Genomic DNA, 16,481 nt, shown 5'->3' on the forward strand with positions numbered 1-16,481 from the left:
TAAGACGTATAACACTGTGAATGAAAAACTAAATCATGAAGCGACAGAAAGCTCCACAAAGCGCATGATAAAGAATATGGGTGATATAGAGCAAAAGATACTGATTGTTGACGATGAAAAAGCTAACCGTAAGGTATTAAAAGAGCTTTTACAGGATCAAGCAACCATCATCTTTGCAAAAAATGGCGAGCAGGCAATTGAATTGGCAAAGAAACATGTGCCAGATTTAATGCTACTTGACGTGATCATGCCGGATAAATCTGGCTTTGAGGTTATCGAAGAGATTAAAAATGATCCGGTGACTATGGCAGTATCGGTTATTTTTATCACAGGGCTTGCCAACAGTGACGACGAAGAGCGAGGCTTTGATTTGGGTGGCTGTGATTATATTTACAAACCATTTAAAGCCAATATCGTTATAGCGCGCGTGTTAATGCATTTAGAGCTAATTTATCAGCGAAAAATGTTAGATTCCATTGCTCATATTGATGCGCTTACTGGCATATCTAATCGACGAAAAATGGATGCGGTGTTGGTTGATGAAGTGGCGGCAAACAAACGAGATAAAAAGCAGTTATTGGTTGCCATTATTGATGTTGATTTTTTCAAACAATATAACGATAACTATGGTCACGGTGCTGGTGATATTGCGCTAAAAAAGGTTGCTGCAACCTTTAGAGAAGTACTGAAACGACCCCGTGATTTTGCCGCACGTTACGGCGGTGAAGAATTTGTGATGATTTTACCCGACAGTAATTTAGATGGGGCAAAATTAGTGATGAATAACTTGATGCAAGCGTTAGCTGATAAAGCAATTATCCATGAGCATTCGCAAGTTTCTCGTTATTTAACCATGAGCATTGGAGCTGTGTTAATTGATGGTGAGCAATCAACCTCACCTGAGCAAGTAATTGGCATCGCCGATAGGTTGTTGTATCAAGCCAAACGCCAAGGGCGTAATCAAATAGTGGTAGAAACCTTCTTTAAAACACAAGCTGCGGTTTAAAACTAAGGGCTATGTTTAGATGACTAGCCCTTAACTTGTTTATTACTCTACACGTTGTTTTTCAACTCGACTTTCTGCAATTTTAGCCAAGTTAATGCTACCACCTGGTGATTCGTTGTTATCAAGCATGGTAGGAGATTCACCGACAAAAGCTAACGCCATTAAACATTTACTTAAATTGATCATCAGTTTGTTATCAATTAAGTCGGCGATGGCTTGATCAATCTCAGCTAGCTCTTCATTAGGTTGTAGCTCTAGCAGTTTTTTGATCAAACGCTCTTTCGGAATAGGCTCTGACGCTAAACGATAAAGCTGTGCTTTTATACCGGTTAAAATGTGAGTGAAGTTTGTCGCCACTTCACGTGTATCCATTATGATAATACTTTCGCCTTTATCGACCATATAACACATTGGAATGGCTCCGCTTTGCCATTGCTCACTCCAATTGTCTAATAAAGCTTGAACTTGACCTAGGGCTTTGCTTTGCGGTTTAAAGGTGAAATTTAACGTATAAATGCCCTGAGTTTTATCTGAGGCTTGATTAAAGAAATAAGCAATATTTGATAAAGCTTCACCTTGTAACGGGTAAATATATTGATAACTTTTGGTTGGCTCAAGCGTGAGGTTATATTGTTCCGGATTATTAAAATACGGACTAAAACGGTGATAACAAATTTTTGCCATTTGATCAAAAGGAGGATGTAAGTGAGTTACCATAGGTAGCCATTCGAGCATCTCTTCATACCAGCTCTCTTGTTCAAAAGGCGCTTCACACAATAAGTTCCATGTAACGCGAATACCGTAACTTCTACACCACTTCAATGCCGCAATATTTTGAATTGCGGTTGTACCTTTTTTAATCGCCTTTAAAAAGTCGTCATGTAAGCCTTCAATACCTGGTTGTATCCACTTGATACCCGCTTTAGCCATGGTTTCAACATGATGCTTTTTCAAGTTAGCTTTTGTTTCATAAAACAAGTTGTATTCTTTTACTTTTGAAAGCTCAGGTAAAACTGTTTTCATGTATTCAACAGGCAAAATGTTGTCTACCACCAAAAACTTATTGGTGTTGTATTTGCTGGATAAGGTTTCAAATTCATTAATAGCAACATCAGCAGGTTTAGAACGGTGGGTCATAGTGCCGCCGTTTAGTCCGCAAAAGGTACAGTGCTGCTTTGCTCCCCACCAACACCCACGAGAAGTTTCGGCCAATAAGCCCGGCGAGATAAACTCTTCAAGTTGCAGTTCTTTTAACGTGTCAAAATAACTGTCGTAAATTGGCATTCCAACAACAGACATATCACTTATGTAGGCACGCGGTGGCTTTGATTGACAACCTAAATCAGCAGTAAGGTTTTTATGTTTTTGCGAAATAAACCCGTTAGGTAAGTTGCGGTAGTCTATATGTTCGCCTTTCATTAGCTTATCAATAAAAGGGCCTATAACATCGTCACATTCGCCAGAAAATACATAATCTACCCAGTGAAAGTTTTCACTAATGGTTTGCCCCATAATGCCTTCGCAGTTTGCGCCTCCAAGCATAGTAATAATGCTTGGTTCTAATGCTTTTATGCGGCGCATAAGTGCCAGTGAGGCACAATTTTGTTGGAAGGTAGAAGTGCAACCAAGAATTTTAGGTTTAAGTTTTAAAATATCTTGGGCAATTGCTTCAATAAAAGCTTCGGCTTTGTTTCTAATATCTAAAAGCTGAGCAATTTTTTCGTCATCAAGATCGGTAAATAAGTTAAAAAAGCCTTCGTCATTTAAATTGGCATCTGGAAAGGCTGCACGAGAAAATGTCCACTCACCAATGAGGTAGTCATTAAAAGAACTGTCTATTAGATCATATTCGGCTAAGCCAATTATTGATGCAAACTTTACGTTGCCGTAGATTGCTTCGACAGAATATCCGTATTTAGTTATGTAAGTTTCAAGTACTCCAAGGGAAATAGACGGAGTTGTAATTGAAGAGTAAGGTAAACTTACGAGACAAACATCCTTTATCATTATTTTTATAACTTGCTAAGGTCACGTGTTTACAAGCCTATTATAAAATAGCGATGAACGCTAGCGTGTTAACTGCAATAAATAACCATGAATTAATTGAGGTTTTATAAAGATTTACTTTATTTGAAGTGAGGTAGGGGCGAGCTACCGAGTTATTAGTCTAACTGCTTATTAAATAACTCGGCAACCAAGTAATGTTAACGTTTAGTGGTTAAAAATTGGGTTAAAGTTTCGGCAAATTCTTCAGGCTGTTCCGCCCATGTCCAATGACCTGTGTGCTCTAAAAATTTAAGTGTTGCTGTGCCTTTAGGTAACATCTTATAAAATCGATAAGCCATTTCAGGTGTTGTTTTCCAGTCTTTTCTACCGTTAATAATTAAGGTGGGAATATTAAAGTTTTTAAACATGGTTTCATCAATGACCACATTCTTTAGTGTTCCAGATATCTTTACTTCTGGGTCTAAGCCAGCCATGTCAAAATAAACATTTAGATTTGAGCCGTCACGTTTGTCTCTTGAACGGTATTTTCTGAGCCCGGAGCGTTTACTTGGATCATACCAGTCAGACATGTTGCCGATTTCTCTGTTGTAAAAAGCTTTCATATATTCTGGACTACTTGTTAACAGCCCCTTTGCTCTTATTGATTCCAGCTGTTCCCATTTTTGCGGAAAAAAGGTTTTTCTTAAATATTTAGCCGCGTCAACGTTCATTTGTTGGCTTACACCATCAGCTGATGCACTTAACATGATTAAATTTTCAACCCTATCTGGATAGGTTAGCGCGTATTGCACCGCTGGAATTCCTCCATATGAATGACCAGCTAACACAAGTTTAGGGACGTTAAGATGTTTGCGTAATGTTTCTATGTCTTCAACGGTGATCGTTGGGGAAAATTTCTCTGGAATTTTTCGTGTTGCTCTTCCAACGCCAGTTTCATCGAAATAGATGATTTGAAAGCCATGCGGTTTTAAAAAATCTAATGCTCCCCAAAAAATAGTACGTGCAGCACCTGGCCCACCATTAAGCATTACAACTGGAGTACCTTCACCGTCCGCCTCAAAATAGATTTGGCCAAATTTACTCTTAATATAAGTTCCTTGACCATAGGGTTTAGGTAATGGGTTTTCGTTAGTCTTTGCCAATAATGCTGAGCAGTTAAGGCACAATAGTAGTGATAGGGTAATTAAAAATGCTTTAAACATAAGGTTATCCTCATTGTAAGACTTGGTTATTGTGTTTCAGTAAGTTGTATGGAGTAGGTTTGATGTTTACCTGCATCTATTTCAAAGACGTTGTTTTTACCTTCAAATGAAGTGATACCAATTTTAGTTACCATCAGTAGTCGTTGACCGTGTTTTGTGGAGTAGGTAAATAATGGCCATTGCTTAATGGGATTGTTTGATGTGTTAAATGTGTTTAACCAGTTGGCGTAGTCAGTCGTGTTGTCGGTTAAATAACACATGTTTACTTGGCAACTAGTGTGACTACTGACTTGTTGGCCTTTATTTTTCACCTCAATCTTGATGTTGTTTTTAGGATCAAGTGTTGCGTTGTCGATATAAAGCCCAGCTAGCGCAAATGCTAATTTATCGATAGATGAGATCCAGCTGCTATTTGATAAAAAGGCAATACTGACTTCTTGTTCTGGAAAAATCGCAAGAATTGACCTTGCTCCAGGAGTGGCGCCAGCATGATGATATACTGTTCGTCCTTGGGCGTCGGTAGAGATGCGCCAACCAAAGCCGACGGCAAATCGGTCGTTACTTACCAGATCGCCGTTTAGAAATTTTGTTGGCGTAAATAAAAGCTGTCCTAAAGGTGATTCATTTTGGCTTTTTTCTAATACTTTTGCGCCAAACAATGCGAGGTCACTAGCTGATGCAAAAAGCCCAGCACCAAATACGCTATAAGACTTTTCGCCAAAAGCAATAGGCTCAGCACCGTCACGGGTTAACTCGTAAAGCTTTGAGCTTGATGGTGATAGGGCGTTAATGTTTTCAATGGCAGGAGTTGTTTTATCCGTCCAGCGCGCTACAAAGTTTTTAACAGCTTGTGACAATGGCTGTTTGGTTATTTTTTCGTAGAGTGCACCTGCTAGTGTGTAGCCGTGAGTTGAATATAAATATTCTGAACCAGCTCGCGATAATAAGTCTCGATTTTTAAGTGTTTTAACCGCCGCTACGGCTGAAGTGAAGTGCTGGTCGTAAATATCAAAGTCTTTTACCTGATAATGAGGCAGTCCTGAGGTATGTGACAATAACTGCCTAACCGTTATGTGATGATATTTGCTGTTGAGTTCGGGGTAGTAATGTCCAATACCTAAATCTGGGTCTAATTGCTCAAGAGTAACTAACTCGGCCAACATAGTAGCACCAATAAGTTTTGATACACTGGCCAATCGAAAAGTTGTATCAGGCGTTGCAGGCTGTTGATTTTTTACATCAGCAAAGCCGGTAGCAACAGAGGCAACAAGTTTACCTTTGTGAGTTACCGCCACAGAAAAGCCAGGAACACCTGTGACTGTGTTCAGGCTATTAAGTAATTTAGTTAGCTCTTTTTCGTATGGGCTAAGCCCTTTACTGGGGTTTACGTTAGCTGTATTAGCAAAAGATATTGGCATGTAAGTCATGCATGCCAGTAAGATAAAAATGTGTTTTTTCATACCATGCTCCTTTTTGAATCATTGAGCATGGATTATGAAAAAACCGCCAGTTAATAAGGGTTATGAATGGTTACGATGGGTTAGCAAGTGCTTTTAACGTTGGCCAAATAGGGTCTTTGGCAAATTCTCGCTGTTGTTTGTTTAAATACAGTTTTCCAGAAGTAATTAACGCGTTAATACCATTAAGTTGAGATTGTAATACTTGATTTAATGAATCATCGGTCAAGGATGAAAGGTTGTCAGTGCGCAAAATGGTAGCCGTTGTTGGTTCAACTAAACTCAACTTTATTATGGTTTGATTATTTACGGTTATAACGTCTAAAAAACTGATTAAAGCAATTCGGTCTTTTCTTGCTTGCACTGGTAATGCTTGTTCGTGTCGTTGATTTGATAATATAAGTTGAATGTTTTGTGCTTGGTTTTCTTGGTTAAGTAATTGATTCCAAGTTTGATAAATGGCAGCCGCATGATTTGGCATTTCACTTGGCGACATGTTGCTCCAAAGTGCGATGCGATTATTACTTGCTGCCTTTTCATGAACAGGTGGTTGAGCAAAGTAATGGAACAGTAAAGCAACAAAAAAAACTAACGCTAGTGCAATACCCCAAGTTTTTTTGTTGATATTTGATATTTTTGAAGCGTTTATTTCGACTAACTGTGCTGGTTTTGTTGAGTTTTCACTTGCTTGTTGCACAGGTTCAATCAACAAGCGGTAACCTTCTCCTCTCACTGCTTGAATAGACAAGCCTTCAAGAGATGACTGCTCGAGTGATTTTCGCAATACAAATACTCGTTGTTTTAACGTGTCTGGACTAACTTCAGTGTTAGACCAAACATTGTCGATCAGCGTTTTAATGGGAACGACTTGAAGAGGTGTTTGTGCGAGAGTGTACAGTAATTTAAAACTTAAAGGGTTTAAGTTCACTGACTGATTGTCTTTAGTGACTTGGTATGTTAAATCGTCAAATACCAAATTGTTATTCTCTTTCATTAGAGATAAGTCATCCTAAATTAATGTAATTGCTGTGCCTGTGTAAAAGTGTATCAGGTCATTATTTTTGTTAATAGCGCTAAAGTGGCGATATTAGGTCTCATCAAATCACCAATTATTTGTTTCATCAGTTAACCATCAGTTTTTCATTAGCTAAAACACTGCTTTTTCTATTGCCAAGTTTACGATGGACTTAGAACATAATGCCAATAAAAAGAGGACATTATGTATGCACATTGCTAAGCGCTATTTTTATGGAATAATTTTTTTAGTTGCAGCTCAAACGAGTTATTCAACTGAAATTGTTGAAACCTTTGGTCATGTTCAAACGATTCAATCTGAAACGCTAAACGAGACGCGTGAAATACTTATTCATTTACCCAGTGCATATTCGAAACAACAGGCAAAATATCCGGTGCTGTATGTATTAGATGGTAGTCGTCACTTTAAGCATGCTGTCATTGCCATGCAGCAATTAGTTGAAGCAGGAAAAATGCCGCAAACCATCATAGTTGGAATAAGTAACAATACAGGTCAGCGTATGCGCGATAGTTACGATGGCAGGGCACAATTTTTAACCTTCATTAACAAGGAAGTTACCCCATTTATCACAGAGAGTTACAGCACTTCTGCAATAAAAGTGTTTTTTGGGCATTCGGCCATGGGGTTAGTGTCTTTAGTTGAATTTGCTAAAGGTGGTAATGCTTTTAGCAAATTTATTGCATCTAGCCCTGCAATTGACACAAATGAAGAGGAATTTTTTGACGATTTTGCCCAAAAGCTTAAAAGCAAATTACCAATTGAAACAGATGTTTACTTTTCTGTAGGTGAAAAAAACAGAGAGGGACTCGGTTTTGTTGATGGCGCTGAGCAATTGGCCTCGATTTTAGAAAAAAACGCTACAGCAAAGGTGAATTGGCATTTACAAATACTTAACGGACATAATCACACCAGTGCTGCTTATGCCGCGATGTATAATGGTTTGAGCTTTGTATTTCGTGATTTTGAAGCGCCTGCTTTGCCAAATTATCAGGCGTTTAACACCTTTGGAGGAATGGATAAGCTAAGCGAGTTTTTTATAAAGCGAGGCTTGAAATACCGTGTTGAAAGCAGAATTCCAATTCATACGATTACGGGGTTAGCTTTTGCTTTTTATGGTGAAGGGAAGCTTGAACAAGCCATAGAATTACTTGAACAACAAGTAGCAAATTATCAAGAGCCTATGTTTATTTATGGCGCGTTAGGTTTTATCTATGAACATAAGCAAGAACATAAAAAAGCACTACAAGCCTATCAAGATGCTTTAAGGTTTGCTAAGAAATCGAACCGAGATGCTCAAGCGCAACAATATTACCAAAGTAAAGTTGCTGAGCTTGAACACGGCTAATGATTGAAGAGGGCTAACGTTAACAATATTGTATTTGTGGATGTTAGAACCCTCTGAAAAATATTCTTTTTAAGTCAAATTTATTGAGCATTTTTTCCATTAACTCAAGATCTGAGACTCTGTCTTCTAACTCTTCAATATCTAATTGTTGTTTGGTTAGTTGTCTGTCTTGCGACTTATCTAATCCGCCGCTAGCGATAAAATTGCGGATATGTTGCAGTTCGTCTTTGTCTAACCACACTCCACAATGAATGCAGGCGTCAATTAATACGCCAGAAATAGCTTTAAAATTTCGTCTAGACATAACATTTTGGCAATTGGGGCAGGGTAAATAATTTTCTGCTGCTGGTAATCCTGGTCGAGAATAATTGGGATCGCTAGTATCATCTCGATATACGTCAAATTCTGAAGTTAACACTGAGAATTTTTCCGGCTCTATCCAAAGCCCTTCACATTGAATACATTTGTCTAATTCTAGGTTTCTATAATGATGAACTTCTAAGGTTGTTTTACAACGAGGGCAGTTTTTTACAGTTGATGGTCTTTGAATTTTCATGCTGCCATTACACATGGGGCAATGCATGATTTTACCTTGAGTTATATGGTGGCATGATGTGCATTGTGATTGTGTCATAAAAAAGATTTTTATCAGTAGTCTGGTTACAATAGCATTCACTATACTCAAGCTAATCACTAATTTCTGTTTTATTTTTATAAAATTAAAACAGACTTGATACCGACATGCGTAAAACTGATAAAAAAATAGATAACCAAATAATACAAGTACTGACTGAAGTTTGTGAACATGCGTTAAAGCAAATCGACGGTTTTGAGTGGTTAACTCATACAGTAGATTACAACCGATTTCCACATAGCTTGGAAATCACGCTTGTTTTTGATACCAATGCAAATTTAGCTAATTATTTACGTTGCTCGCAAAATACTTTTCTAGCTGATCAAGTTGTATCAGCATTAAACAAAATAAACATTAAACTCGTAAAACCCAAAACTCAGATTAGCTACGACACAGAAGAAAATTGCAGACAGCAACATGCAGGAAACTGGGCGAAACGTTTAGTGCATTGATAGGAAATATAAAGCGTTACGGCGCGTTTTGCTCAGGGATTTCGGCAAGCAACATTTTGTATTTACTTTGTAACTTGCTAAATTCTGTTGATTGAATAAATTCTTGATAGGCGTGGTTGAAATCACTAACTAACTTGAGATCTTTAAAGGCCATTTGGTAATGCATCTTTGGAAAGATATCATGTACCTCAAACGCTTGTTCATTAAAGTGTGTTTTATTAATGGCATAAAAATAATTGAAAATATTGATGTCCATCACGATAACATCAACTCGATTACGAAATAGTAATTCTAATTGCGATAACCTGTCTACTACTTGCGTATACATTGGACTTCGTTCAATAGCTTGGGTAAATTCTTCGCCAAGTACCTTATGCGCTTCCTCAAAGGTTGCTATTGAATAGTTACCAAGATCTTGAATTTGCTCAATACTTAGATTGTTTTCAGATAGAGAGATAGCAACGTTTTGGTAAATAACATAAGGATTTGTTAGTTGCTCCTTGTTTGAGATCATATAAGCATTAGTTGTTGTCATGCCGTCAATGCTGTCATTCATTAACATTTTTTCTGAACGGCCAAAAGGCACAAATAAATAATTAGCCGCTTTGTCTAACCGATTTAATACGGCATTAACCAGCTCTAACTCAAAGCCCTGAGCGTTTTCTTCTATGATATATGGCGGTCTTTCTAAACCCACAACAATGTCTAACGCTTCTTTTGCGGTAACGGTTGGCATAGTGAATAAAAGATACATAAATATAATCTTTTTATTTATCAACACCTTCTGTTCCTTTAAATTGGTTGTTAACATTATTGTAACTTTAAAATGGAGATTTTAATCAAATTGTTTTTAGCGATAAAGGCTAAGTAGAAAAAATAAGGCTACTAATTGATTAATATCACATTTTAATAATATTTTTACCTTAAGTGGGCAGACCACCCAGACTTGGAATATTATTCAAATGGTGCTCCCAGTTTGCCTTACTATCAGTGAAGATGTGTGCATTAGGCATAATGTCTATTGGGGTATCTAAACAACCCGCCGGTACAACCAATAATTTTCCGTCCATTTGATAATGTGGCATGGCTGATCCGCAACGGCTACAAAAGCTTTTACTGTGTCTGCTGTTTGTGAGTTTAAACGTTTGGATATTGTCATTTCCTGACAGAATGTGTAGTGACGCCGTGGTGGAAAACAAATTAGCGGCATAGGCTGAGCCAGTATCTTTTTGGCAGTGTTGGCAGTGACAAAGAAAAAATTGTTCAAGATTGCCCGTAATTTCAAGTTTGATTTCACCACACAAACATGACCCTTGGTAATATTTATTCATCGTATATTCCTGTACTTAACGTCATTTAACCATATCAGATATTCTGGTCTTTTACTTATAATTGTACTTAGCCTTGCTCGCTGTCAACGAAATACCTATTACTAAGTGTTTAGTATAAAGCAATGCTAAAGAGTTTAATGAAGATCATGCTCACGGCGTACGCAACCTAGTGATTAACCCTAAATTACTTTCAGGTAGTTAGTTCGACGCTTTTCCTGACACATAAGGCGCTTCTTTGGAGCGCTTTATTTTTGTCTGTAACTTTCTACTAAATTTAAGTGTTTTATAGATAAAAAAATGCCGGTAAGCATTTAACTCACCGGCATTAAATAATGATTAACTTCAATTAAATATTAGAATTTGAAGTTATATCTAAGAGATGCATAACGTCCTTTAATATCATAAACATCTCTGTTTACCCAAGGCCAATCTTGTTCAGTTTGGTCTTTGCGGCCGTTATGATCAGTTAAGTTGTTCACTGATAGGATAATTCTATGATTTTCAATGAATGAGTAACTCATTGTCATATTCACAGTCCATTGTGCGTCAAGTCGCTTCAGCTTATTTTCACCATCAGCGGTTTTTTCGTTACACTCTAATGAACGATCATACTTCTCAGTAACTCCATCTTCTTCGTAACCACGGAAGCAGTCTTCACGTAAGATTGAGCCTTTTCTAAATGCAGTGAACTGCGTATAGAAATCACCATAGCCCCAACCTAATTGAGCTGACAAGTTAGATCTTGGTGTACGGCTGTCATCGTTAGTCAACGTACTATAAATATCACGAGTAACATCAAGGTCAGTTGTTTCCCATTTATCTACATAGGTATAGCCAGCATCTGCTTTGAAGAAACCCCAGTCATCAGTAGTTAATTTATAAGTAAGTTTAAAGTCGTAACCAGACTGACGTGTTGAAGAACGGTTAATATAAGCTGGCTTAAGGCGAACAATTTCACCAATACCGTTTTCATCAGAAGGCTCTCGCTCTACTTGACTAATGGTTCTTTGACATTCTTCTGAATTGATGTCGTAAGTTTCTGTACCATCTTCAGGGTGCGCTCTACCGATACGACAATCAGCTTCACGTTTTAGAATATCTGTGATGCTTTCTGATGTAATTTCATTTTCAATTTCAATGTCGTAGTAGTCTAACTTTAACGTCAAGTTTTCAATTGGCTCATAAACCACACCAATATTATAGTTAAGACCCTTTTCTTCTTTAAGTTTAGCGTTACCTATACCTAAATGACGTGGGCTACCACCAGTACTTGGGGTAAAGTCCAAACAGCCAGCTTTATAGCCGTCCTGGTTGCCATTACCTGTATCATCTAAACGACATTGGTAAAAATCATAAACACCTGAATTATAGAAACCGTCGCTGCGAGCACGGAATACGTGGTGCATATCTGGTGCGCGGAATGACTCTGCAACACTTGTTCTAAACAATAAGTTTTCAAGTGGGCGATAAGTAAGTGATGCCTGGCTTGTTAAACGGCCACCGGTCTCTGATTTATCATGATATGAGTCATAACGTGAAGCAACACCTAACTCGATTTGCTCAGTAACTGGCACATTAAACTCTACACCTAACGAGAAACGTTCACGGTCACCAGCACCAAAAGATGCCGAGCCATTAGTCCAACCCCCTTCAGGATCTTGGCCTTGTCTAGCTGTCGGGTCTACTACAATTTTATACTCATCACGCTTATATTCGGCAATGGTTGAAAACTGAATTGGGCCAGCTGGAAGCTCATAAACACTACCTGATACAGAGAAATCAATTGAGCGAGAAGTAGAAAATGCGTCTGACCAACGGTAGCCCACAGAATCTTCTGATAACAAGCTAGTATCAAAAGGTTGGATTGGGTCATAGTCAACAGCTTGAATCCACTCAGTTACTGCTTTTTGCTTAAATTGACGTGATTTTTGGTATTCGCTAGTACGGCTTAAGTTTACACCTAATACCCAGTCAAACTCATCAAAGATTACGCCGCGAGCGCCACCCAAAAATGCATAAGTTTCTTTTTCGTTGAAGCTACTCGCAGGGAAATCTTCCTGAGAAAAGCTCACGTAAGCTTGTTCGTATTTGTTTGTATATGGATTATCACCACGCCAAACAATACCTTTACGGAAAATTTGGTTATTTGTTTCAGAGGCCCATGCTAATGCGTTACCAAATAATTGAACATCATCTGTAAGGTCATAAGTAAAGTTAGCTAAAGCAGAGATACGCTCTCTCGGGTTTTCGATACTATAGTTACTTGTTCTTTCTGTACCACAAATTAAGCCATCATAGTTAGATGCATATGGTAGAGGTACACTTCCTGGTGCCATCGCTTCACAAGTTTCAGCTGTAGGTGATTTAAATGCACCGCCGCCAATATAGTGCCAAGCAATACGTGAAGCAGAACCATCGTGGCCATTCGGGTTATCATTTAAGTGATCAAATGCACCTTTATCTTGCGCCCATAAACCTTCTTGCTCTTGGTATTCAAAAGTAAAAGTAGAGCTTAACTTGTCTGTGCTATAGCCTGAAACAAGCTGAATTGATTTCTGAACACCGCCGCCTTCAGTTCTTTTACCGTAAGTAAGGTTAAGTTCAGTATCTTCTACATTTTCTTTAAGAATAACGTTAATAACACCAGCTACAGCGTCTGAACCGTAAATAGCTGAACCACCACCCGTTAATACTTCGATACGCTTAACAGCTGCCATTGGAATAATGGAAAAGTCAAAGAACTGACCAGAGTTGTATGATGCCGTTGGGTTGTCAGTAACACGGCGGCCATTAATAAGTGTTAATGCACGCGCAGGGCCTAGGCCTCGGATGTTAATTTGCTGGCCAGCCATTTGTGAACTGTTGGCAGATTGCTCGCCCGCAACGCCTTGTGCGATAGTTAGGTTTTGTAACGCGTCATATACGTTGTTAAAACCAGCTGCTTGCATATCTTCAGCGCTTAAAACAGTTACAGGAGAAGGACCTTCAAAATCGATACGCTTGATACGTGAACCTGTGACGGTTACTTTTTCGATTTTCTTGTCTTCCGCTGCGTTTTGCTCGTCAGCAGCAACAGAAGCAAAACTTGTGACAGCACCTGCAAACAGCGCTGATTTTACAGCAACTGCTAAAATACTTAAATTTTTCAAATTGAGATTCCCTAGTTTTTATATTTTATGTTTTATATTGCAAATTTCGTAGGCTGACATATCAGGTTACGCATTGTTGTAACTTGCAGTCGTGCCGAAATTTGTGCGCATCTTTTAACATGAATAACAACAAGGATAAAACCTAGTTGTAACATTTATGAAACCTATTAAGTGTTTGTTTTTTGGGCAGGTTGGTTTGTGTACGAGAGCAAAGGCAATAAAAACAACGCTTTAATAACTAATTGATATATGCCGATTAATAAATGGTCAATATTTTGTTAACAAATTATTACAAAGTTGTACTTAATGTAATCAATTTGAAGCTTGTTGACATAGGTATTTCAATAGATATTTGTGTTTAAATTGATTTGCCAACACCCCTTAATTAATGTTGATTTATTGGAGTTAGTGACGTTTGTTTTTTTACTAATTTTTGTTGGCGCTTTCGCTCAGCTTTTTTAACATGTTTAGTGATCTGTTTAGTCAGTTTTTTCATTAGCGGGAGAGGAAAGTCGTGCGCCATATCTTCGATGACCTTCAGTTTTGCTTTTTTAATATGTTGTGCTGTTTCTTGGCCTTTATTTACTGATATTACCGGATCGTTAGCTCCGTGAATAACTAATGTCGGCACTTTGATTTTGGTATTTAAATGTTTTCTACAGCCGCTAGCTGTCATCGCGGCCAGTTGGCGCTTTACACCCTGAGGATTATGACCTCGGCGTACATGGTTGAGTGCTTTGTTACGCAAAGTATCTATGTCGGGTAAGTGTGTTTTACTGCTAATTAATTGGTTGAGTTTTATGTTGTATTCAATAGCAGCTTCAGGTGTATTTTGCTGAAACTTGGCCAACTTAATGAGTAACGCGAGGTTTTCTTTAGAGATAAACGGAGCATGTGACGATGACATTATAGAAACTAAACTTAATACTCGTTTTTTATGTTTTGCTGCCAATATTTGCGCAATCATACCGCCCATCGATGCGCCGACGATATGTGCTTTTTTTATTTTCCTCGCTTTCATTATGGCTAATACGTCGTCTGCCATATCATCTAGGTTATAAGGCGTTTTTACTGGTAAAGAGAATTTTCGACTTAACCAAGTTTTTACAATGTTAGGGGCTTGATGGTGATTTAAGTGGCTTGACTTGCCGACATCTCGGTTATCAAATCGAATAACTCGAAACCCTTTGTTAACTAAGCCATAGTAGAGTTCGTCTGGCCAGGCTGTCATTTGTGCGCCTAAGCCCATGATCAAAATTATTGCTGGAGCAGATTTTCTTCCAGCGTCTTCATAATGTAATGAGATTCCAGAAGGGGTAACAACGTTGTTTTTCATTAAGTAAAAGGCGGAATTGGCAAGCCCGATCACTTACTTTAATGCATTAATATGACGTGTTAGTTAAAACTTTATGTTAAATAGTATCGTTAGCTAAGTTGTTGATATAAATCTATAGCGTTCCAGCCAATGACTAGCGCAATCGCATAGCTAAGTAGCGTGCCTAACATCATGTATTCCGTTAGCTTCATGTCTTTGTTTTTAGTGAGATCGCCAAAACGGAAAATAGTTTTTGTTGCGACAAGAAATCCAATACCTGCAAATTGTCCAACAAAAATAAATGTGATGGCTAAACAACGCTCAATGTAACCTATCATGGCGCCTGCAGACACTAATCCCATATTGTCAGTTGCATGTGCTGAGTTACTATTTTCTTGCGATAAGGCGCGAGTATATTTTTGCAATGCCAGCGCAATAATGACCGAGGCTGGTTTACAAACCAGAACGTAAGCTAATGCGATAATGACATTTTGTGGTTGAGCGATAAGAATTAACGCGTCTTGTATGCTTTGCCAACTTATTTGCGCTATTGCTATCCAAACGCTCAAAATTATCAATAAATGTAACAGCTGATCAATGACAAAGTAAGTTAAGTTGTTTGGCCTATATGATTTCCATAAATCTATGATGCCATGAGTTAAAGTGAGAACAATGACTGCGATAATAGCGGCGAATATTGAGGTTTGGCAGGTGATAAACACCAGTGAGTACAAAGTAGCATGAACAAGAAGGTGTTTTTTCAGCGCCGGAGATTTAAGGTGTTTGCTGTTTCTACAGCTTACCCAACTTGCAGGCTGTAAATAGAAATCAGCAATGACATGAGCCGTGATTAAAAGCAGCAATAATTCGATCATATGTTCCCTTTGATAGTCGCTACATATTGGTTGATGAGTTGACAATAATTTTCAACTAACGTCGCACCAATATTCGCTAAGCGGTTACTAATGTTTTGTCTAGTTGTGCCTGTTAGCTCTGCCAGTTTTTTGTGTTCTGCAAAGTCACTCATTACATACTGATATAGTAACTCAGCTTGAGTTTTTGTTAAGCGGTTTAACAAATGATTTAAAAATTGCGTCAGTAAGATAAGTTCATTCTGAGCATCACAGTGAGATATATGCACAGATAAATCGCCACTTGTTGTATTTTCCAACTCCCTGCCAGAGGTGGTATAAACGGGCCCTGATGAGGTATTTGGGCTTTCGTTTTTAACCAATCCTTGTCCATAGGCTAATGACAAAGTGCATTGCACAGGGCTTGGTACTTGTTCTGTGATGTACAAACCTAACTTGATAAGCAAAGTACTTTTTAACGCTTGCGCTATGTCTGTATAGTGCAACTGAAAGGCGTCGCCTCTAAAGATCTGTCCTGATGCAGAGAAGTGTTCATCTGCCTGAACAATTAAGCGTTGTAGTCTGTTAATGACTAATTGATATTCAGTTGCTGGCATTTTAGTGGAGTTTACTATGTCGCCAGTTAATACGGCTAAGCTCATAATTCGATATACTCTCGTCATATTCGATATAAAC

14 protein-coding genes are annotated in these 16,481 nt (G+C 38.2%); 3 read left to right on the forward strand and 11 right to left on the reverse strand.

The window, feature by feature from the left end:
- The first annotated feature begins 16 nt into the window (after positions 1-16).
- Entirely contained in the window at positions 17-1,006 is a 990-nt protein-coding gene (locus tag IE199_RS16555; RefSeq protein WP_189772798.1) for a GGDEF domain-containing response regulator, read from the forward strand.
- Between the two features lie 42 nt (positions 1,007-1,048).
- On the opposite strand, the gene IE199_RS16560 is transcribed toward IE199_RS16555, so the two are convergent.
- The 4 genes from IE199_RS16560 to IE199_RS16575 all read right to left on the reverse strand — a co-directional run bounded on the left by IE199_RS16560 (position 1,049) and on the right by IE199_RS16575 (position 6,666).
- Positions 1,049-3,013 (reverse strand): RiPP maturation radical SAM C-methyltransferase, encoded by a 1,965-nt coding sequence (locus IE199_RS16560; protein ID WP_189772799.1) that lies wholly within the window; start codon positions 3,011-3,013, stop codon positions 1,049-1,051.
- Between the two features lie 197 nt (positions 3,014-3,210).
- Positions 3,211-4,215, reverse strand: coding sequence for an alpha/beta fold hydrolase (locus IE199_RS16565; RefSeq protein WP_189772800.1), 1,005 nt, complete (start codon positions 4,213-4,215; stop codon positions 3,211-3,213).
- A gap of 26 nt (positions 4,216-4,241) precedes the next feature.
- Entirely contained in the window at positions 4,242-5,675 is a 1,434-nt protein-coding gene (locus tag IE199_RS16570) for a serine hydrolase domain-containing protein (RefSeq protein WP_189772801.1), read from the reverse strand.
- 70 nt (positions 5,676-5,745) lie between these two features.
- Positions 5,746-6,666: a winged helix-turn-helix domain-containing protein gene (locus tag IE199_RS16575; RefSeq protein WP_189772802.1), complete on the reverse strand. Its 921-nt coding sequence runs from the start codon at positions 6,664-6,666 to the stop codon at positions 5,746-5,748.
- Between the two features lie 229 nt (positions 6,667-6,895).
- Here IE199_RS16575 and IE199_RS16580 point away from each other — a divergent pair, with 229 nt between their 5' ends.
- The gene (locus tag IE199_RS16580) at positions 6,896-8,053 is read left to right on the forward strand and encodes an alpha/beta hydrolase-fold protein (protein WP_189772803.1); all 1,158 of its coding nucleotides are present in this window, start codon (positions 6,896-6,898) and stop codon (positions 8,051-8,053) included.
- A 43-nt stretch (positions 8,054-8,096) separates the two neighbouring features.
- On the opposite strand, the gene IE199_RS16585 is transcribed toward IE199_RS16580, so the two are convergent.
- Positions 8,097-8,609, reverse strand: a complete 513-nt coding sequence (locus IE199_RS16585; RefSeq protein ID WP_189772804.1) for a TFIIB-type zinc ribbon-containing protein — start codon at positions 8,607-8,609, stop codon at positions 8,097-8,099.
- Positions 8,610-8,794: 185 nt separating this feature from the next.
- On the opposite strand from IE199_RS16585, the gene IE199_RS16590 reads away from it, so the two are divergent.
- On the forward strand, positions 8,795-9,139 hold the full coding sequence (locus IE199_RS16590) for a Fis family transcriptional regulator (RefSeq protein WP_189772807.1): 345 nt from the start codon (positions 8,795-8,797) through the stop codon (positions 9,137-9,139).
- A gap of 16 nt (positions 9,140-9,155) precedes the next feature.
- On the opposite strand, the gene IE199_RS16595 is transcribed toward IE199_RS16590, so the two are convergent.
- The 6 genes from IE199_RS16595 to IE199_RS16620 form a co-directional block, all read right to left on the reverse strand.
- Positions 9,156-9,893, reverse strand: coding sequence for a substrate-binding periplasmic protein (locus tag IE199_RS16595; protein ID WP_189772809.1), 738 nt, complete (start codon positions 9,891-9,893; stop codon positions 9,156-9,158).
- A gap of 169 nt (positions 9,894-10,062) precedes the next feature.
- A complete protein-coding gene (locus IE199_RS16600) occupies positions 10,063-10,470 on the reverse strand; it encodes a GFA family protein (protein ID WP_189772811.1) in 408 nt (135 codons plus the stop codon).
- A 353-nt stretch (positions 10,471-10,823) separates the two neighbouring features.
- Positions 10,824-13,619 carry a TonB-dependent receptor plug domain-containing protein gene (locus IE199_RS16605; protein ID WP_189772813.1) on the reverse strand — a complete coding sequence of 932 codons (2,796 nt, stop codon included), beginning with the start codon at positions 13,617-13,619 and terminating at the stop codon, positions 10,824-10,826.
- A gap of 385 nt (positions 13,620-14,004) precedes the next feature.
- Positions 14,005-14,955 carry an alpha/beta fold hydrolase gene (locus IE199_RS16610; protein ID WP_189772815.1) on the reverse strand — a complete coding sequence of 317 codons (951 nt, stop codon included), beginning with the start codon at positions 14,953-14,955 and terminating at the stop codon, positions 14,005-14,007.
- An 89-nt stretch (positions 14,956-15,044) separates the two neighbouring features.
- Positions 15,045-15,809 (reverse strand): DUF3307 domain-containing protein, encoded by a 765-nt coding sequence (locus tag IE199_RS16615; RefSeq protein ID WP_229854782.1) that lies wholly within the window; start codon positions 15,807-15,809, stop codon positions 15,045-15,047.
- Positions 15,806-16,447: a hypothetical protein gene (locus IE199_RS16620; RefSeq protein ID WP_189772817.1), complete on the reverse strand. Its 642-nt coding sequence runs from the start codon at positions 16,445-16,447 to the stop codon at positions 15,806-15,808. The genes IE199_RS16615 and IE199_RS16620 overlap by 4 nt, the downstream gene beginning before the upstream one ends.
- Between the last annotated feature and the right edge of the window lie 34 nt (positions 16,448-16,481).

This window comes from Thalassotalea marina (assembly GCF_014656435.1).
GTDB classification, from domain to species: Bacteria; Pseudomonadota; Gammaproteobacteria; order Enterobacterales; family Alteromonadaceae; genus Thalassotalea_C; species Thalassotalea_C marina.